Origin of the sequence: Bradyrhizobium sp. USDA 4532 (genome assembly GCF_024171315.1) — a bacterium.
GTDB lineage: Bacteria > Pseudomonadota > Alphaproteobacteria > Rhizobiales > Xanthobacteraceae > Bradyrhizobium > Bradyrhizobium australafricanum.
This window is the reverse complement of the sequence record NZ_JALJZN010000001.1, coordinates 2,100,690-2,120,039: the sequence shown is the minus strand read 5'-3', so window position 1 is coordinate 2,120,039 and position 19,350 is coordinate 2,100,690. Positions and strand designations below refer to the sequence as shown.

Genomic DNA, 19,350 nt, shown 5'->3' with positions numbered 1-19,350 from the left:
GTCTGCAACTGCGCCATGCAACACGGGGGAGAGAGCGCATCGTCGGTTCGGAGAAAGATGAGCGTATCGAGCCTTTAATTGAGCCGAGTTCGTCTCGAACCACTTAGTGCGTGGCCGTATCTATACCTCTCCAACATGTCGATCAAAGGACCGCTATGACCACCGCCATCGCCGAAAACGCTCAAACTCGCAGTGTTAACGTAGATCTCGTCATAACCAATGAAGTCATCGAAACCATGCTGAGCCGCAGTGCTACGAAGTATTATGATCCTGAGGCTGTTCTGACTGACGAACAGATCACCGCCCTAGTGGAGATCGGGACCTCGGCGCCGACCTCGTTCAACTTCCAGAACTGGCGTTTCGTTGCCGTGCGTTCACCCGAGGCGAAGGAGCGGCTACGCCCGATCGCCTGGAACCAGGCGATTAGCTACGAAGCGGCGGTGACATTCATCATCATCGGCCAGCTCGCTGATGCGAGCACCGTACCCGCGGTCTTTGGCCCGATGGTGAAAGCGGGCTACATGCCGGCGGACCAGCTTCCTGAAGCGGAAAAGGGTGCCCGCGGTATTTACGACGATAACCCGCAGCAGCAACGAGACGAGGCGATGCGCAGCGCAACTTTCGGCGCGGCCGCGATCATTTACGCTGCCCGGTCGATGGGCTGGGGCTCGACCCCGATGATCGGTTTTGACCCCGCCGCGGCGAGAAAGGAATACAACCTCGCCAACAACGAGATCCCCGTGATGCTTCTCGCGGTCGGGCCGATGCGTGATGGGAATTGGCCGTCGAAGCCACGCCGGCCCGTGCTCGACGTCCTGAGCTTCCGTTGAACCCATAGCGGGGCGCACCAACACATACGGAGCTATCGATGTCCAGAATTACAACCCCTAAGCCGGAACACGTCCCGGCGGATTCGAAAACGACGCTCGATGCGTTCACCAAGACTATTGGATTCACCCCCAACATGCTGGCGTGCTTCGCGCAGAGCCCGGTTGCGTTCAACGCGTGGGCCGACCTAATCGGCTCCTTGAGCAAGACGCTTGACGTGAAGACCCGTGACAGCATCGGTCTCGCGGTCTCGGAGGTGAATGGCTGCAACTACTGCCTGACCGTGCACAGCTATACGGCCGAACACATGGCCAAGTTGCCGGCCAATGACATCATCCTTGCGCGCCAGGGTCATGCCTCCGATCCGAAGCGCGACGCCGCCCTCCAGTTCGCGCGCAAGGTCATCCAGTCGCGCGGACAGGTCAGCGACACCGACCTGAAGACCGTGCGCGATGCTGGCTACACGGATGCGAACATCATGGAGATCATCGCCCTGGTGGCCATGTACTCCCTGACGAACTTCTTCAACAACGTGTTCGATCCAGACAAAGACTTCCCTCCCGTAAGCCCGGCTGGGTCGATCTGAGCTAGCGAGCGTAATGTTCGAGTCTGGATGCGCCTCAAGAAAAGTCATTAGGAGCGCATCCAGGCGGGAGCAGTTAATTTTCCGGAGGAAATGTGCCCCAGGCCGATTGGCTGAGCCGGCTTCTGCAAATTATTACCGTCACCGGGCAGCTAGAGATTTGCTGCTCGTATGGTGCGCCGTGGCGTTTGGCCAAGTCTCAGTGTGCGGCACATGAGATTCCTTACCATATCGTGCTCAATGGCCGGACTGTAATCGAGTTTCTTGAGACGGATACTGAAACGGCCAAAGAACTGGTAGGCGGTGATATCATCCTGTTGCCTCATGGGTCGGCCTATGTGCTGCACGATGGCAGTGGAGCTCCAGCGGGGCCGACTGATGTTCGGCAAGGTTCTGGAGGGTGGGCCTTCAAAAAGAATAGTGGCCCGGGTGAGCGTCTAGACATGTTGTGCGGGCGATTTTTCATTGGAGCGCCCCATGATCGCCTGATTCGTAACTGCCTCCCCGCGAAGCTGGTAGTGCGGTCCATAGAGGGGCTTGCTGGGGACGATACTGGGTCAGCTTCGAACCATCTGGCCAATCTCGTGGCGCTGATGCGGATGGAGGCAACAAGCGACAAACCGGGAGGCGATGCCATCCTTCGCGGGCTTTCCTCGGTGCTGTTCACGCTGGTGTTACGTGCAGCGAGCGAATCTGAGTCAGCTCCAGAAGGACTGCTGGCGCTGACGAGTTATTCGCGACTTGCACCGGCTATTGCAGGAATGTTCGGTGATCCGACGCGACACTGGAATCTGATCGATCTCGCTGACTTGTGCGGCATGTCGCGGGCTACCTTCGCGCGTCATTTTCAGGACAAGCTGGGGCGTTCGGCCGCCGATCTGTTGACGGATATCCGGATGAGCTTGGCCGCCAACGAGCTGAAGAAGCCGACGATCAGCATCGAGGTCGTGGCCGAATCGGTCGGGTATCAGTCTGTGGCGGCGTTCCGGCGCGTGTTCATCGACCGAACGGGGACGACACCAGCGCAGTGGCGCCGTTTGGCCCGCGAGAGAGCGAGCAAATAAGTTCGCGTTCGCTGTGCCAATCGGATCAGTCGTCCGGGGGAAGATGAATTGCCCGCGGTCGGATGTTGGGAAGCTGAAGCGCTGGGGCACTCGTTTGGTCGATCTCGGCAAGGATCTCGGCATGAAAGTGTCGACCGCAGAAATCGTCCACCTGCTGGCGAAAATATTCGGTGCCTGATGGGCAACTTCACCGACATCCTCGCTCGTATAGGAAAGCTCTCGACCAGCATTACGAAGCAGCGTCCCTTTCTGGTATTCCGCCAGACCCTCTCCGCCGACCGCTTTGGCCGAACATCGCGAACGCGGTCCTCTTTCTCGCATGCAATCCCTTCTCGACCGGTTCGACCGTCGTCGTCGATGGGGGAGCCACCGTCGCGGCGTGAGCGGCTGCCGGATTGTTGGACCGCTTCGATACGCGCGGCTATCATCGAAGAAAGACCAGATGTTCGCCTATTGAACAAGATAATCGGGAGGTTTGAATGGTCCGCAGGTCGACGGTGCTCGCGATACTCGGTGCTGGAATTCTGTTCGCAGCCGCAGCACCCGCTACAGCACAGCCGGCGGACGTCAATTCGCCCGATCTCGTTCTCGTCAACGGAAGGGTCCTGACCCTTGACGAGCAATCCAGCGTGACCGAAGCGATCGCCGTCCGGGACGGAAAGATTCTCGCGGTCGGAAGCAGCGCGTCCATGCGGGCGCTCGCCGGAGCGCGCACGCAGGTGCTTGATGTATCCGGCAAGACCGTCGTTCCCGGATTGATCGATACGCATGCGCACTTCAAGGCGGCTGGACTTGGCGACTATGTCGTCGTCATGGGCCGGGCGAAGACGGTCGCGGAAGCGCTCGAGGCAATCAAGGCCTTCGTCGCCAAGAAGAAGCCGGGCGAGTGGATCGTTGGGGGAGCGTGGCACCCGCCGTCACAACTCGCCGAGAAGCGCTACCTGACGAGACAGGAGATCGACAGCGTCGCTCCGAACAATCCGGTCTACTTGCGCACCGTCGGGCATTTCTCGATGGCGAACACGATGGCGTTGCAGAAGGCAGGCATCGATAAGACCACCGCAAACCCGGACGGTGGCTTTTTCGAGCGCGACGCGGCCGGCGAACTGACCGGCGTCCTCGTCGAGACCGCGATCGACCGGGTCGAGAAGGCCGTTCCGCCGTGGACCGAAGAGGATGAAATCAGGCAGTTCACACTTGCGGAAGGCGCGCTGAACAGTTTTGGGATCACGAGCGCGGTCGAAGGCGCCACGGAAGCGCGCGACGTCCGTACGCTGCAGAAGCTCGCGGCGTCCGGACAAGCGACGCTGCGGACGGGATTGATGTACAGACCTGAGCCGCCCGCCGATCTAGGCGCCTGGGAAGCGATCATGTCGGCTAATGGCGCTTCGTCCGGCTTCGGCGACGACTGGGTCAGGTTTGCCGGCATCAAGATCTTCTACGATGGCGGCATGACCTTGAAGACGGCGTTGATGCGCGACGTCTATCCGGATTCGCACGACAACTACCACGGCATCGCCCAGCAGACCCCCGAGCGGCTCACGCAACTCGTCTCAATCTGCAATCGCTACGGCTGGCGTGTTGGCGTGCACGTCGTAGGTGATCTCGGCATCGACCAGGTGCTCGACGCCTTCGAGGCGGCCGACAAGGAACGGTCCATAAGCGGCCGTCGTTTTGTTCTCATCCACGCGAGCCTGATCAGACCTGAGCAGATGGAGCGCGCCCACAAGTTGGGGGTCAGGGTCGATTTCCAGAACGTCTTCATGTGGGACAAGGCTGCGACCGTCGAGCGCTTCCTGGGGCGGCCAACAGCCGATCGCGCCGTGCCGACAAAGACCTTGATCGAGAAGATGGGGCTGGACAATCTCGGTGCCGGAACCGACTTCCCGGTCAACCCGATCAACCCGTTCCTCAACATGTACATCATGGTGACGCGGAAGGATCCGAACGGAAGCGTCTACGGTGCGCCGGAAGCTATCAGTCGCGAACAGGCACTCCGCCTCTACACGTCGGCAGCTTCCCGCTACATGTTCGACGAGGCACGCAAGGGTACGATCCAGCCGGGCAAGCTTGCCGACCTCTCGGTCCTTTCCGCGGACTACATGGCCATTCCGGAAGAGCAAATTAAAGACATCAAGGCGGACATCACGCTTGTCGGCGGCAAAATCGTCTTTCAACGTTGACTCGAAGGAGAGGACTAACGCCGAAGCGCGCACTATCGACGTCGCCAGTTCGTCGACGCCGGGCGCCTAGGCCGGAGCACGGCAGTCCGGGGAGCGGAGGAATGCTCCTGACATCTGACGGTATTTTAAGATTTGTGTCAGTGCGGGCACTGTCAGTGTTGGTTGCGCATGCGGCGCGCCATCCAATCGATAGACTCCGATAGGTAGCGGAATTGCCTGCATTCCATGAGGAGCAATTTTTCTTGTGGATTCAAGACCAAAAAAATACGGCGGGTATGCCGTCGGCGTTTGTCCGTCAGATCGAGAAAATTGTGCTTACAGCTCAACGACGTGCCGTCGTTCAAAATGATAGAGTGGGAGCAGGCGATCGGCTGCAATCGCGCAACGTCGCGTGGCTTCTTGTGAGACGGTTTTTGCCTGTTTTCGTTCTGAGCTGTGTACGTTGATCTAACTCGATCGAGCTCCGCAATTCCATCGCGCATCCATGACCAGAGTGTTGTTGCGCGTCGCAGCGTACAAATGGGCCAGAGAGGCACTGAGCTGCCACAGAGCTCGGCGGGGGCTCTTTCCACATTGACAAGCCGTTGCGCGGTGTTTAAGCAGGACGACGTGCGAGGACGCGCACGAAAAATTCCAACGACGTAGCTGGGCATCTGGTCTTGGCGCGTCGTTTTTTGCGTTTTTAGGAACAATCTATAGTCCCAAGCTGGTGCTCTGCTCGAAGATTCGGAGCGGGACACCATGAGACACGCTTGTTTGGCTATCTATCTTTCTGCAGCGGTTGTGCTGCTGGCCGGTGAGCCGGCAAAGGCCCAGACCAGGATCGGCGCCATTTTCGACCTGACCGGCGGCCTGAACATCTACGGCATTCAGCAGAACAACGCGCTGAGACTGGCCGTCGATAACATCAATGCAAAAGGCGGTGTGCTCGGGAAGCCGATCGAGGTTGTCGGCTACGACGCGCAGTCGGAGCTGAGCAAATACACCCAGTATGCGAATACGGCGGTCCTGCGGGATCGTGTGAGCGCGCTGTTCGCCGGTCTCACCAGCTCGTCACGCGAGGCGATCCGGCCAATCGTCCGCAAGGCCAATATCCCTTACTTCTACGGATCGCTCTACGAAGGTGGCGCCTGCGACAAGCAGACCTTCGTCACGGGACCGTCCGCCTCGCAGCAATTGTCGGTACTCATCGACTGGGCGGTGAAGAAATACGGCAAGCGGATCTACATCATGGCGCCCGACTACAATTTCGGGACGATCTCGGCGCACTGGGTCAGGGAATATGCGAAGAACGCCGGTGCGGAGGTTGTGGGCGAGGACTTCCTGGCGCTGACGGTCACCGACTACGCGCCGACCGTCCAGAAGATCCAGTCTGCCAGGCCGGACTTCGTCGTGGCGCTGCCGGTCGGTGCCAACCAGACCGGCTTCCTCGAGCAGTTCGCCGCCGCCGGCCTCAAGGACAGGATCGGCGTCGTCTCGACCAACTACGGCTCCGGCAACCAGCAGGTCGTGGTGTCACCGGCGGCCGGCAAGGGGCTCGTCGCGGACCAGGGCTACTTCCAGGTCGTCGACAATCCGGTCAATGCCGAGTTCGTCAAGCTGTGGACTGCGAAGTACGGCAGCGACACGCCGATCATCTCGGAAGCGGTCGACATCTGGAATGCCGTGCATTTGTGGGCGGCGGCGGTCAACAAGGCAGGAGTGGCCCAGACAGCTCCGGTTATCGCCGCCCTCGAAAGCGGGCTGAGCTTCGAGGCACCGAACGGTACCGTGAAGCTCGAGCCGAAGTCGCACCATCTGCGCCAGAACATCTACATCGTCGAAGGCGACGACAGGCATGGCTTCAAGGTCGTCGAGACGTTCAAGGACGTCGCGCCAGCCTACGAGAACGAGAAGTGCGACCTGGTCGCAAACCCCACGCTCGCCCAGCATTTTGCACCGGAGAACAAGTAGGCGCCGAGGAGGGCGCGCCCATCAACGCGCGCCCTTACGGGCCTGTCTGACGACAGACTTGTACTAGTTCGGTAATAAGACTAGACACCGGCTGCGGCATGTGGTTCGATGATAGAACCATATAAGATATTAGGGAGGAAGCTAAATGTTATCCCGCATCAATCTCTTCGTTTCGAACGGGCGTGCTTTGCGCAGCAAAACGGGCAAGGACATCAGTCGGAGCTCGTGGACAAGGCTACTGCGCCTTGGCGCATTGGTGGCTGTCACGTTTTGTCTTGCGGGGAAGCCAGTGCGCGCCGAAGGCGGCATCAGGATCGGCGCTATTTTCGACCTGACCGGCGGCCTGAACATCTACGGCATTCAGCAGAACAACGCGCTGAAACTGGCCGTTGATACCATTAATGCAAAGGGCGGCGTGCTCGGGAAGCCGATCGAGGTTGTCGGCTACGACGCGCAGTCGGAGCTGAGCAAATACACCCAGTATGCGAATACGGCGGTCCTGCGGGATCGTGTGAGCGCGCTGTTCGCCGGTCTCACCAGCTCGTCACGAGAGGCGATCCGGCCAATCGTCCGCAAGGCCAACATCCCTTACTTCTACGGATCGCTCTACGAAGGCGGTGCCTGCGACAAGCAGACCTTCGTCACGGGACCGTCCGCCTCGCAGCAATTGTCGGTACTCATCGACTGGGCGGTGAAGAAATACGGCAAGCGGATCTACATCATGGCGCCCGACTACAATTTCGGGACGATCTCGGCGCACTGGGTCAGGGAATATGCGAAGAAGGCCGGTGCGGAGGTTGTGGGCGAGGACTTCCTGGCGCTGACGGTCACCGACTACGCGCCGACCGTCCAGAAGATCCAGTCTGCCAGGCCGGACTTCGTCGTGGCGCTGCCGGTCGGTGCCAACCAGACCGGCTTCCTCGAGCAGTTCGCCGCCGCCGGCCTCAAGGACAGGATCGGCGTCGTCTCGACCAACTACGGCTCCGGCAACCAGCAGGTCGTGGTGTCACCGGCGGCCGGCAAGGGGCTCGTCGCGGACCAGGGCTACTTCCAGGTCGTCGACAATCCGGTCAATGCCGAGTTCGTCAAGCTGTGGACTGCGAAGTACGGCAGCGACACGCCGATCATCTCGGAAGCGGTCGACATCTGGAATGCCGTGCATTTGTGGGCGGCGGCGGTCAACAAGGCAGGAGTGGCCCAGACAGCTCCGGTTATCGCCGCCCTCGAAAGCGGGCTGAGCTTCGAGGCACCGAACGGTACCGTGAAGCTCGAGCCGAAGTCGCACCATCTGCGCCAGAACATCTACATCGTCGAAGGCGACGACAGGCATGGCTTCAAGGTCGTCGAGACGTTCAAGGACGTCGCGCCAGCCTACGAGAACGAGAAGTGCGACCTGGTCGCAAACCCCACGCTCGCCCAGCATTTTGCACCGGAGAACAAGTAGGCGCCGAGGAGGGCGCGCGCCATCAACGCGCGCCCCGCCGTTGGAGGAAGGGTTGATGATGGAACTGGATTATCTGGCAACCGTGTTGCTGTCCTCGTTGTCGAGCGCGTCGATCCTGTTGATTGCGACAATTGGCCTTGCGGTCGTATTCGGTCTGATGGGCGTTATCAATCTTGCGCACGGTGAGTTTTTGATGATCGGGGCCTATGCAGCCCTGACGGCCACCCGATACGGTGTGCCATTCATCTTCGCAATCCCGATTGCCGTTCTTGTCACCATGGCCATTGGTGCGGCTGTCGAGGTTCTGATCATCCGCCGTCTCTACGGCCGCCTGTTTGACACGATGCTGGCGACCTGGGGGCTCAGTATTGCGTTCTATCAGCTCGCGGTCACGATCTTCGGTACGGTTACGCCTGGCATCGGCATGCCGCAGTTCAACCTGAAGATCGGCAATTACAGTCTCGCTGGCTATCCGATTTTGATGATCGGCGTCGCCGTGCTCGCGACACTTTTCGTCTACGTCCTCATGACACGTACTGTGTACGGGATGAAGGCGCGTGCCGCGATCCAGATGCCGGAGATGGCGCGGGCAATCGGCATCGAGTCGTACCGTGTCAATACGCTCACGTTTGCGATCGGATGCGGTCTCGCGGGGTTTGCCGGGGCTGTTCTGTTACCTATCGTGCCGGCAACCCCATCCATGGGCTTCGCTTTCGTCATCAAGGCGTTTCTTGCCGTCGTGGTCGCAGGGCCGGTGACGCTCACGGGCAGCGCGCTGACAGCGATCGGTCTCGGCGGTGGCGCATCCGTAACGGCGAGCTTTTTGACTTCGGTCGCGGGCGACGCCTTCTTCTTTCTGATTACCGCATTTCTCCTCTGGCTTTATCCGCTCGGGATTACGGCCAAATGGCGCAGCAAGATGTGAGACGAGCCATGAGTCTGTCTTTAAAGGATCCGCGTGTTTCGACACTGACAATGTCAGCTCAAGAGCACCTTCAGATGACCCGAGACGTGAACCGCGCAACAGGTCTGTCTGAGAAGCTCTACGAGAACGCTGGCCTGGTTTTCCCGGTTCTTGCAACGGGCGCCGCGCTTGCGGCGGCCAGCTTCATCGATCCCTACCTTGCGTACGTCGCAACGTCATGGGTGATCTTTGGATTACTCGGTCTCAGCCTCGATCTTGTCTGGGGGCGAGGCGGCCTGCTGTCCCTCGGACAAACGGCCTTCTACGGCCTCGGCGGCTATTTCGGCAGCATCCTTGCCATCAACATGGCGCCGCTGACGGGCAACACGCTCGTCTGGAGCCTTCCGGCCGGCGCCGTCTTCGGTGCTGCCAGTGCGGCTGCACTGGGCGCGATTATCTTCTTTGCACGAATGGGACCGTTGCAGGCGACGATCCTTTCGTACACCTTTACGCTGCTGTTGTGGTCGCTGACGCAATCCTTGAAGATCTCGGTCGGACAGGCGGAGATCGGCGGCGATAATGGGCTGTCGAATATTCCAGGCGTAGTCCTCGCATTCAGGCGGGGGGCGGAATCACTCGATCCCGTCGAGGTATTCGTCACGGTCGTCATTGTGTCGGCTGCCGTTTACTTCCTGTGCTGGTGGTTGATGCGCGGCACGTTCGGTCGTGTCATCAACTGCATTCGGATTGACCCGCAGAAGACGGAACTTCTCGGCTACGACATTCGCAAATATCAGGTTGCCAGTTTTTCTCTCGCAGGGGCGATCGCCGGGCTGGCCGGAGCGATGTTCGCGGCTTGGGCCAACTACCTTAACCCGTCGATTTTCTCGGTTCAGGAGGCGCTCCTTGTGCCGATCTACGTCCTGGTCGGCGGCCTCGGTACCCTGGCGGGAGCGTTTGTCGGTGCGTTCGCGATCGGCGGCCTGTCCTATTATCTGGGCGGCGGGGCCGTCGGCGGGCAGACGACGCTGATCCTTGGCATTGTTTTGATCCTGCTCGTTCTCTTTCTGAAGAATGGTCTGGTGGGCGCTATCGGCGAGCTCTGGCGAAGAACGCTTCCAGACGCGAATGCGGCAGCGCGCGATGCCGGGGCCGTTTCAATTGATCCCGGTGTGCTGGAAGGCATTCTTGTTGAAGCTGCGGAGCAGGCGGGGCCGGCGAAACGGCTTGCGACCGTCGATCTCTACAAGCAGTTCGGTGGCGTCATCCCGGTCAACAAGGTAACGCGCGCATTCGAGCCCGGACGACCTTATTCGCTGATCGGGCCGAACGGCGCCGGAAAGAGTTCGTATCTCAAGGCCTGCGTCGGCATCTACATGCCCGAGGCCGGATCAGTGGTGGTCGGCGACGTGGATGCGACGAACGCGCCAATCTTCGAACGCGTTCGCCAGGGTGTCGGCGTGAAGAACCAGAAGCCACAGATATTCGGCGAACTGACGGTGGATGAGAATCTGGCGATTGCTGCCTTCGCCCGGACTCGCGACAGGCAGGCAGCGGCTGATGTGAGCCGCCGGATACTTGCCATGCTGGGCTTCGAACAACAGGCAAAAGTCCAGGCTTCGGCGCTCTCGCACGGACAGCAACAATGGCTGGATATCGGCATGGTGCTCTGTCTCGCGCCCCGCGTCATACTGCTCGACGAGCCCGCGGCCGGGATGACGAATGAGGAAACGCGGGAGCTCTCGGCTCTCGTGCGGACGCTGGCGCGGCATACCACCGTGATCGTTGTGGAGCACGATATGGAATTCGTCAGGACACTCGAAGGTCACGTGACGGTACTCCACCATGGCCAGGTCTTTGCCGAAGGTGACATTGCTGAACTGCGCGCGGACGATCGGGTCCTCGACATCTATCTCGGGAGGCGCGAGCATGTTTAGAATTGTCAACGCGACCGGCGGATACGGGAAGACCGTTATCATCCGCGATGTGTCAATCGCAGTGGACAAGGCCGAGATCGTCGCGCTGCTGGGACGCAACGGCGTTGGGAAATCCACGCTGATGCGTTTCGCCATGGCCTTGATTCCTGCTTTTTCCGGCCATGTCGAGATCGAAGGCCATAACGCGCCGGAGTCGCCTGCCAGGCGCGCGAAAGCGGGCATCGGTTATGTGCCACAAGGCCGGTATGTCTTCCCCCGGATGACCGTTACCGAGAACATCGCGGTCGCGGCTGAAACCAATGGCCACAGCGGCCGCGTGGCGGTGGAAACTGCCCTGCGGGAATTCCCCATGCTCCGCCCGAAGGCAGATGATCTTGCCGGCGGCCTGTCTGGCGGGCAGCAACAGGTGCTGGCTCTTGCCCGCGCCCTGGCGACCCGGCCGAAGATCCTGCTCCTCGATGAGCCTACCGAGGGTGTCCAGCCATCCATCATCGACGAGATGGCCGGTATCCTGAAGCGCATCAACCGCGAGCGCGGGGTCGCCATTCTGGTCGCAGAGCAGGATCTCGATTTCTGCCTGTCGATCGCTACACGTGCCTATGTCATGGAGAAGGGCAGCGTGCGGCTCGAGACAGATCGCGACAGTTTGCGAACTGACAGGAAATTACAGCAAGAGCTACTCGGAGTCTGACCATGCAAAAGAAGCCTGAATCATCGGAGTTGAGCGAGGAGCAGCTCGGGCAGGTTGCTGCGACGCTGAAGCGAATTCGCGAAGGCCTTGACTGCGCGGATCGCCTGGTTGGATCCGAACCGTCCCACTACTTCACTCCCGGAATCCAGGAAACTATGCAGCTGTGATACAGACCCTTACCCAGCAGATCGAGGCGCTTGCGTCCGGCGTCAACTCGTCTTCAGAACTCGCCGCCGGCTCCCTTGATCGGGCGGCACGCCATGCCAAACTCAATGCTTTCGTTGCCCTCGATCCCGACCTTGTCATGCGGCAGGCAAGGGCGGCGGACGAGCGGCGGCGGCAAGGCAAGGCCCTGAGCCCGATCGACGGGGTGCCGATCGCCATCAAGGATAACTACCTGACCGCAGACTATCCGACGACCGCATGCTCCAATGCATTGCCGCTCGAGCGCCAGGGGCAGGACGCCACCATCGTTGCAAACCTCCGCAAGGCGGGGGCGGTTATCTTTGCCAAGACCAACATGCATGAATGGGCGTATGGAGCGACAAACTCGGCCTCCAGCTTTGGCGCCACCCGCAATCCCCGCAACCCTGATCACATTACCGGGGGTAGCAGCGGCGGATCCGGTGCCGCGGTCGCGGCCGGTATCGTGTCAGCTGCCCTCGGCAGCGACACCGGAGGCTCGATTCGTATTCCGTCCGGAGCCTGTGGCATCTATGGCTTCAAGCCGAGCTATGGCCGTGCCTCCCGCAATGGCGTTCTTCCACTCAGTTGGTCCCTCGACGCCCCGGGTCCGATCACCGCAGCGCTCGACGATATCATCCACTTGATGCCGTTCATCTGCGGTGAGGACGGCAACGATCCTGCCACCTTGCGGTCTCTGGCGTTCGGACCTGTCGGACGCCTCTACAGGCCTCGGCTGATCAATCTTGCTGGCGAGGGGCTGGAGCGCTCCGATGATGTTGATGGAAGCTTTTTGTCGGCGCTGAGGCGCTCGGGAGCCGAGGTTACCAATCGCGAGCTGGAGGGAGTTTCGTCCTACTTCGCAGCGTGGGAAGCGATCCTCCATTGTGAAGCATCTTCATATCACGCTGAGCTGCTTGCCCGAAATCCATCAGGGTTCACCGCCCTGACCAGGGCACATCTCGAGGCTGGAACCCGGATCTCCGGCGTCGAGCTGTTGAAAGCCCAGCGAATTCGTGGCCAACTCACCACGCAGCTGAACGGTCTTGGTGACTGGGATGCGCTCGTGCTTCCGACCTTGCCGGTCGTTGCTCCGAAGATCGGGGATGACTGGCAGACCTTTGGCGGCCGGCGGGTTACGACGCAGGATAGCATGACCTGGTTCTGCTGGATCGGAAACCTGGCAGGGCTTCCCTGCATTTCGATCCCGTGCGGAAGTTCGCCCGAAGGACTGCCCGTCGGCATGATGTTGATGGGACGGTATGGTCAGGACGAACGTCTTCTGGCCGTTGCACGCTGGGTGGATCGACGGATCAACATGGACGCATGACGATGGACGGAGCGACGGTCAAATTAGGCGTCCTGTTCTCGCAGACCGGGCCGATGGCTGTGACGGAGAATGCGAATATTGAAGGCGTTCTCATTGCCTGCGATGAGATCAACGCTAGCGGCGGTATCAATGGCCGGCCCCTCGAGCCGGTAATTGCCAATCCGGCTGGCGATGACCGGCGATATGAGGAATTGGCTACTGATCTCCTGCTTCGTCAGCGCGTCCGTGCAATTGTGGGGTGCTGTCTGTCGACCAGCCGAAAGAAGGTCGTGCCCGTCGTCGAGCGCTATAACGGCGTGTTGCTCTATCCATCTGTCTATGAGGGTTTCGAGTATTCTCCCAATGTGATTTACGGAGGGGCCGTTCCGAACCAGGTGATTGTCCCGCTACTGGAGTATCTATTCGCCAGTTTCGGGAAGGATGTCGGCCTGATTGGATCCGATACCCTGTACGCGCGCGAGATCAACCGCATCGTCAAGGAGTTTCTCACCGAGAGTGGCGGAAAAGTCGTCGGGGAGGTTTACCTTCCTTTCGCGACCACAAGAGAACGCTTTGAGCCGTTCCTTGAACAACTCGTTGCGAAGGAACCGCAAGCGATCATTTCAACCGTCGTCGGCGAAGACACCGTCGTCCTGTACGAGGCCTTCAACAAGGTCCGGCAAGGACGCAACGTTCCGATCGCGTCGCTCACCACAACGGAATCGGAGCTGGGCAGCATGTCGCCAGAGGCGCGTGCCGGCCATCTTTCAGCATTGACGTATTTCGGCTCGCTGGACACGCCGCAGAACCCGGAGTTTGTCGCCGCCTATCAAAAGCGATATGGCCTCGACAAGGTACCGGGTGTCTACACAGAAGCCGGCTATGCGCTCGCCCACATGTTTGCAGATGCAGTAAGGCAGGCCGGAGACTCCGATAGCGAGTCCATCCTTCCGATCCTGTCCGGCGCTGTATTCAGGGGGCCTGCGGGGGACAAGGTGATCGATCTCGACAATAACCACTTCCTGATGCGACCGATGATCGGCAGGGCTTCCGAGAACGGCAGCTTCGAGATTGTGTGGAAGAGCGCAGGGGCTGTTCGGCCAGATCCCTATCTGATTTCGTACGATCGTTCCCTGGTCGCGTGAGGCTCGAGGATGAGCGACCGCATTTCGCTTAAAGACCAGGATCTGCTGCGGCGCTTGCGCCGGATGCGGGTCCTCGTCATTCATCCTGATGATGAGGAACGCGCGCTGTTTCTCGCGCACATCAAGCGCATCGGGTGCCAGGTCGAGGGCGTCTGGCCCGCGCCCGAGACATTGCCTTCCTACGTCGACGTCGTCCTGTTCCTCGTCAATCCGAGCCGCGACGGGAAGACCCCGGGCTGGATGACCATGTCCGATGCCGTGGCAAGAATCGGCATCATCGCGTACGAGACGCCGGAGATACTCAGTGAACTTCATAGCCTGAATGTCCACGGCGTAATCTCCAAGCCGATCCGGATCTTCGGTATCCTGGCGGCACTAACCACTGCGGTCAGTCTTGCCAGTCACGAGGCGCGCCTGAAGCAGCGCATCAAGTCGCTGGATGAGACCCTGAAAGCGAGGCGGAAGATCGAGAAGGCCGTCGAGATACTCACTACCACGCGCAATATCCCGCACGAAGAAGCCTATCGCCGGCTGCGGGAGAAGGCGATGAACTCGAACACAACGATCGCATCGGTGGCAGAGGCGATCATCGCATCAAGCGACATCTAATTTAGGCGCTGGTCGATTCTCAGCTCCTGCTCTTGGTCCGGTTCGTCAGCGCTGCGCAGCACGGCGCGCGCCGACTTTCCGCGGTGCGTCCAGGTCAACGGCCTTGCGGACAAAGGTCATGGATGCGTCAAGCTCCTTGCCGTCGCGTCCCTGCAGAGAAAGCCTCGGGACGCGTTTCCCGCTCGCTTTCTCCGTAAGGATCGAATGGCGTTCCGCCTTTCCGAAGCAGTGGTCCTCGGCCCATTGCCGCAGGCTCACAGTTACCAGAAAGAGGTCGCGGCCCTTCCTTGTCAGCACGTACTCCTGGTAGCCGCCTTCGTCAGAGATCGGGGCCGTTTCCAGAACGTCGATCGAGACCAGATGTTTGAGACGGGCAGTCAGAATCCCCTTCGAGATTCCAAGGCTCTTCTGGAATTCGGTGAACCGCCGGATCCCGTCGAAAGCGTCCCGGATGATCAGCAGGGACCACCAGTCACCGATTTCGTCCAGAGCCCTGGCCACCGGACATTCCACATCCCCGAGACTCGTTCTTTTCATGATCGCTCCAGACTCGAAATTGCGTCTGGTACTAAAATAGGACTAGACAAGCGTTTGCGCAAGTGGTTCGATAATAGAACCAAATCCATCGGAGTAACAACATATGACATCTGCAACTGCCAGCGCCGCGACCAAGCGCAAGAGTGCCGCTCGTGTAGCGGTGGTCCAGTTTAACCCACAGGTCGGCCTGGAAAATCTGGAGACGAACGAGGCTGCTGTTCGCAAGCGCCTTCAGCAGGCGGTCTCGGAAGGGGCCAATCTGATCGTGCTGCCTGAGTTGGCGACGACGGGCTATTGCTTCGACTCGCGTGCGGAGGCGTTCGCGCATGCCGAGCCGGTGCCCGAGGGACGGACGATTCGCGGCTGGGAAGCTTTTGCCAAACAGCATCAGGTTTATATCGTCGGCTGCCTGCCTGAGCTGGAAGGGCACCAGCTGTTCGATACTGCTGTTCTGGTGGGGCCGGACGGCTACATCGGCAAGTATCGAAAAACTCATCTCTGGAACGAGGAAAAGCTGTTCTTCACGCCAGGCAATCTGGGCTATCCGGTATTTGAGACGCGGATCGGCCGGATCGGTCTCCTGGTATGCTGGGACATCTGGTTTCCGGAAGCCGCGCGTATTGTTAGCCAGCTGGGTGCCGACATTATCTGCATCCCGACCGGCTGGGTGTGGACGCCGCCGCCGCTCTACGATGCGAGCGGTACCTGCATGGCTGCGTACCTGACCATGACTGCAGCCCATGCAAACAACGTCTTCATCGCAACTGCCGACCGGATCGGCACCGAGCGCGGCGCCGGCTTTATGGGGAATTCCCTCATCGCAGGCACCAATGGCTGGCCAATTGGCCGGATTGCCGGACCTGAAGAGGACACGATCCTGTACGCCGATATCGACGTCGTCGAGGCCCGGACAGCACCGATCTGGAACAAGTTGAACGACCTGGTGAGAGACCGCCGTACCGATCTCTACGATCAGTTGCTCGGCTTCCGTGGGGCGTCGGCGCTTCCCCGATAACAATGTGATGGTCGCCGGGGCGCGTGGCCAGACCATGTTGCGCGCCCCGCGGCTCGCATGAATGGCGTTTTGCCAGCACTGAAGAGGTGAAAGATGCCCTACCTGCAAATCGACGTTCCGGGGCGTTACCCGGCCGAGCAAAAACAGCGCCTGGCCAGGCGCTTTGGCGAGATCTACGCCGACATCATGCAAGCAAACATCCGGCGGATCTCGGTGGCTGTTCGCGAGCTCCATGACGGCGGCGTCTGGCGTTGCACTGAAGGAGAGCCGTACGAGGCAGCTCTGTTGATGTGTGACATCCGGAAGGGGCGCCCGCCCGAACAGCGGGAACGCCTGGCACGCGCGCTCGTCAATGCCTGCGTAGAGATACTGGAGCTGCGGATAGATCAGGTGAACGTCGAGTTCACACAGCACTCCGGCGATGAAATGTTCCACCCGCTGCTTGGCGGGCTCAGCGAGGACTGGTCAGCCAATGAAGCACACTGAACAACTGAACGGACTGTCATCTGCTGCGTCCGAAATTCGGGCTCTGGCAGCCGGACTGTCCGCGGGACAGGCCAGCAGTATCGACCTCGTCGAAGAATGCCTCGACCGCATCAAGGACCCGGCGGGCGAGGGCGCCAGAACATTCATCAAGGTCTGGGATCGGGAGGCGCGGCTTGCCGCAGCTGCCTTCACCCCGGAAAGGATCGGTGAGACTCGTTCGCTGGTCGCAGGACTTCCGGTCTCGGTGAAGGACCTGTTCGACGTCAAGGGCGAGGTGACGCTGGCCGGCGCTCCGGCACGGGACGATACGGCGCCAGCTGCATCCGACGCTCCTGTAATCAGCCGGCTCAAATCGGCGGGCGCTGTCCTGATCGGGCGCACGAATATGACGCAGTTTGCCTATTCGGCGGTTGGGCTGAACCCGCATTTTGGCACGCCCGGCAATCCCTGGGATCGCTCCCGTACACCCGGAGGATCCTCTTCGGGGGCAGCAGTTTCGGTCGCAGATCGTATGGCGGTTGCATCCATCGGATCCGATACCGTCGGATCTATCCGCGTACCTGCTGCCTTTTGTGGAGTAGTTGGCTTCAAGCCTACCCAACGTCGGGTGCCCCGCGACGGTGCAATTCCGTTGTCGACGACCCTGGACACAGTTGGCCCGCTGGCGCGGTCGGTCGAGGACTGCGCGCTGGTCTTCGGTGTCATTGCTGGCGAAGAGGTGCGCCCGACGGACGGCTTCGATCTCACCAGTCTGCGGTTCGCGATTCCGAAAGGAAGGATGCTGGAGGGGCTCGATCCAGAGGTGGCAAGCGCCTTTGCGCGTGCATGCAGCACGGCGTCCCGTGCGGGCGCCAGAATCCTCGAGATCGATGTGCCAACGCTGGACGTGTTCCAGACCCTGAGTCCGAACGCAACCATCCAGGCGGTTGAGTCGATGGCCTGGCACCGCGATCTGATCGGCCGAAGGGGCGCCGAATACGACCCGAACGTGAGAGCGCGCATCGAGGCTGGGGACCGGATCGCAGCGACTGCATACGCCGATTGCCTGATGCGTCGAGAACCATTGTCACACGAGCTCGATCACCTTACCGCGGGCTTCGATGCCCTGATCATGCCGACTGTCCCGATCATCGCTCCGTCAATTGCGACTTGCATGCGTGACGAAGGCAGCGTCCGGGCCCGGATCATCAGGAACACGTCCCCGTTCAACTACTTCGATCGCCCATCGATAAGCATCCCGATACATGAGCCGGGAAGTGCCCCGGTCGGCTTGATGTTGGTCGGCCAACGCGACGAAGACTGGAAACTGCTGGCCATAGCTCGTGCTCTCGAAACCGGGAGAGGGAGGTGAACACCGGGAGCGAGTGCACGCCGTCGGAGTCCTGGGGCGTTCCAAATGCCCGGTCCGGGCGAACCATCTGCCAGCAGCTGCGGCGAGACCATCCTGTTGCGCTGCGGCAGACCAGGGTTCCGGCGGGCAATCGGCTGTCGACATGGCAGCCGGGAGAACGATAATGAAACTATCCTGGCCGGGTGAGAAGTGGAGCTGACTCAAGAGAACGGAAACGGTCACCCGGTCCTCATAGATTTTCATCGAGAGGATCATATTGCATGACGAGTGATGCAGGGCTCTATTTTGATCGAACGCCAGTGCATGATCTTGCCGCGTTGCTTCATTCATACAATGTTGACGAATTTAACTCGCCGTATCGATCAACTGTGCCGCTATTGGCGCTCGTGAAAGACGAACGGAACACGTTTCGCAAAGTACTGAGTGCTTGTCGGGTGTCGATGCCGGTGGACCTTCATTTTGAGTTCAAGGTCGATCATCAGTCGAAGGGGCGAGGGGCGCCGTCACACACCGATCTCATGGCGATCTCCGAGGACGTATGCATTGCTATCGAGTCTAAGTGGACCGAGCCTTCTTACGATACTGTCGGTACCTGGCTTTCAAAGGGCGGCGACTTACCGAACCGGGAGAAAGTGCCTAAGGGGTGGCTGGCCTTGATGAGGCTCGAGTGCGCGCCGCAATCGCTCGAAGAAATCGCCGATTGCGAGTATCAAATGCTGCATCGGGCAGCATCAGCATACGCTGCTGCGGCTTCTTTCGCTACGAAAAAGTGTCCGATGCTCGCATACCTCAAATTCACTTCGCCGGAAACGCCGGTTTCTGCTGCGATCGACGGAATGCTATGTTGATGCTTTGACGTTGCTCCACAAGCGACTGCGTCCAATGGATCTCCAGACCTATCTGGTTGAGATGAAAATGGCGCCGAGGGAGCATTTCAGACTGATTGCAGATCGTCCTAAAGCAAACCCTGCAATGGGAGTTGCTGTTCGAGGCGCATTGCAGGAGACTTCATTGTTCAGCTTCTCGGGCGACAATGTGTACCGGATCGGGACCTAGGCAACCCGAGGTGGGCATCCTTCCGCCGCCCGGCTGAACAACCCTGTTGGGGACGAGTAGCCGCGGAGAGCT

General features: G+C 60.0%; 18 protein-coding genes. 17 read left to right on the top strand and 1 reads right to left on the bottom strand.

Features of this window, described 5'->3' with window-relative positions; all coding sequences use genetic code 11:
• Positions 1-155: 155 nt before the first annotated feature.
• The 13 genes from J2R76_RS10310 to J2R76_RS10250 all read left to right on the top strand — a co-directional run bounded on the left by J2R76_RS10310 (position 156) and on the right by J2R76_RS10250 (position 14,833).
• Entirely contained in the window at positions 156-830 is a 675-nt protein-coding gene (locus J2R76_RS10310) for a nitroreductase family protein (protein ID WP_076826637.1), read from the top strand.
• A 38-nt stretch (positions 831-868) separates the two neighbouring features.
• Positions 869-1,414, top strand: coding sequence for a carboxymuconolactone decarboxylase family protein (locus J2R76_RS10305; RefSeq protein WP_076826639.1), 546 nt, complete (start codon positions 869-871; stop codon positions 1,412-1,414).
• Between the two features lie 92 nt (positions 1,415-1,506).
• The gene (locus J2R76_RS10300; protein ID WP_076826641.1) at positions 1,507-2,475 is read left to right on the top strand and encodes an AraC family transcriptional regulator; all 969 of its coding nucleotides are present in this window, start codon (positions 1,507-1,509) and stop codon (positions 2,473-2,475) included.
• Positions 2,476-2,954: 479 nt separating this feature from the next.
• Positions 2,955-4,658, top strand: a complete 1,704-nt coding sequence (locus tag J2R76_RS10295; protein ID WP_076826643.1) for an amidohydrolase — start codon at positions 2,955-2,957, stop codon at positions 4,656-4,658.
• 756 nt (positions 4,659-5,414) lie between these two features.
• On the top strand, positions 5,415-6,611 hold the full coding sequence (locus tag J2R76_RS10290) for an ABC transporter substrate-binding protein (protein WP_200844640.1): 1,197 nt from the start codon (positions 5,415-5,417) through the stop codon (positions 6,609-6,611).
• A gap of 289 nt (positions 6,612-6,900) precedes the next feature.
• A complete protein-coding gene (locus J2R76_RS10285) occupies positions 6,901-8,055 on the top strand; it encodes an ABC transporter substrate-binding protein (RefSeq protein ID WP_253623943.1) in 1,155 nt (384 codons plus the stop codon).
• Between the two features lie 55 nt (positions 8,056-8,110).
• Positions 8,111-8,980: a branched-chain amino acid ABC transporter permease gene (locus J2R76_RS10280; RefSeq protein ID WP_200844638.1), complete on the top strand. Its 870-nt coding sequence runs from the start codon at positions 8,111-8,113 to the stop codon at positions 8,978-8,980.
• Positions 8,981-9,054: 74 nt separating this feature from the next.
• Positions 9,055-10,896, top strand: coding sequence for an ATP-binding cassette domain-containing protein (locus J2R76_RS10275; protein WP_206601507.1), 1,842 nt, complete (start codon positions 9,055-9,057; stop codon positions 10,894-10,896).
• A complete protein-coding gene (locus J2R76_RS10270; protein ID WP_076826649.1) occupies positions 10,889-11,587 on the top strand; it encodes an ABC transporter ATP-binding protein in 699 nt (232 codons plus the stop codon). The genes J2R76_RS10275 and J2R76_RS10270 overlap by 8 nt, the downstream gene beginning before the upstream one ends.
• A 2-nt stretch (positions 11,588-11,589) precedes the next feature.
• Positions 11,590-11,754 carry a hypothetical protein gene (locus tag J2R76_RS10265; RefSeq protein ID WP_158074175.1) on the top strand — a complete coding sequence of 55 codons (165 nt, stop codon included), beginning with the start codon at positions 11,590-11,592 and terminating at the stop codon, positions 11,752-11,754.
• Entirely contained in the window at positions 11,751-13,100 is a 1,350-nt protein-coding gene (locus tag J2R76_RS10260) for an amidase (RefSeq protein WP_253623942.1), read from the top strand. The genes J2R76_RS10265 and J2R76_RS10260 overlap by 4 nt, the downstream gene beginning before the upstream one ends.
• A gap of 2 nt (positions 13,101-13,102) precedes the next feature.
• Entirely contained in the window at positions 13,103-14,224 is a 1,122-nt protein-coding gene (locus J2R76_RS10255; protein WP_076826753.1) for a transporter substrate-binding domain-containing protein, read from the top strand.
• Positions 14,225-14,233: 9 nt separating this feature from the next.
• On the top strand, positions 14,234-14,833 hold the full coding sequence (locus J2R76_RS10250) for an ANTAR domain-containing response regulator (protein ID WP_076826653.1): 600 nt from the start codon (positions 14,234-14,236) through the stop codon (positions 14,831-14,833).
• Between the two features lie 45 nt (positions 14,834-14,878).
• Here J2R76_RS10250 and J2R76_RS10245 read toward each other — a convergent pair whose 3' ends face one another.
• The gene (locus J2R76_RS10245; RefSeq protein WP_083714952.1) at positions 14,879-15,370 is read right to left on the bottom strand and encodes a helix-turn-helix domain-containing protein; all 492 of its coding nucleotides are present in this window, start codon (positions 15,368-15,370) and stop codon (positions 14,879-14,881) included.
• Positions 15,371-15,473: 103 nt separating this feature from the next.
• Here J2R76_RS10245 and J2R76_RS10240 point away from each other — a divergent pair, with 103 nt between their 5' ends.
• From J2R76_RS10240 to J2R76_RS10225, 4 genes are all read left to right on the top strand, one after another.
• Positions 15,474-16,385: a nitrilase family protein gene (locus J2R76_RS10240; protein ID WP_076826657.1), complete on the top strand. Its 912-nt coding sequence runs from the start codon at positions 15,474-15,476 to the stop codon at positions 16,383-16,385.
• Between the two features lie 93 nt (positions 16,386-16,478).
• Entirely contained in the window at positions 16,479-16,871 is a 393-nt protein-coding gene (locus J2R76_RS10235; protein WP_076826658.1) for a tautomerase family protein, read from the top strand.
• Positions 16,858-18,222, top strand: a complete 1,365-nt coding sequence (locus J2R76_RS10230) for an amidase (RefSeq protein ID WP_076826660.1) — start codon at positions 16,858-16,860, stop codon at positions 18,220-18,222. Before J2R76_RS10235 ends, J2R76_RS10230 begins: the two co-directional genes overlap by 14 nt.
• A 260-nt stretch (positions 18,223-18,482) precedes the next feature.
• A complete protein-coding gene (locus J2R76_RS10225) occupies positions 18,483-19,070 on the top strand; it encodes a DUF6946 family protein (protein ID WP_141339940.1) in 588 nt (195 codons plus the stop codon).
• Positions 19,071-19,350: the final 280 nt, after the last annotated feature.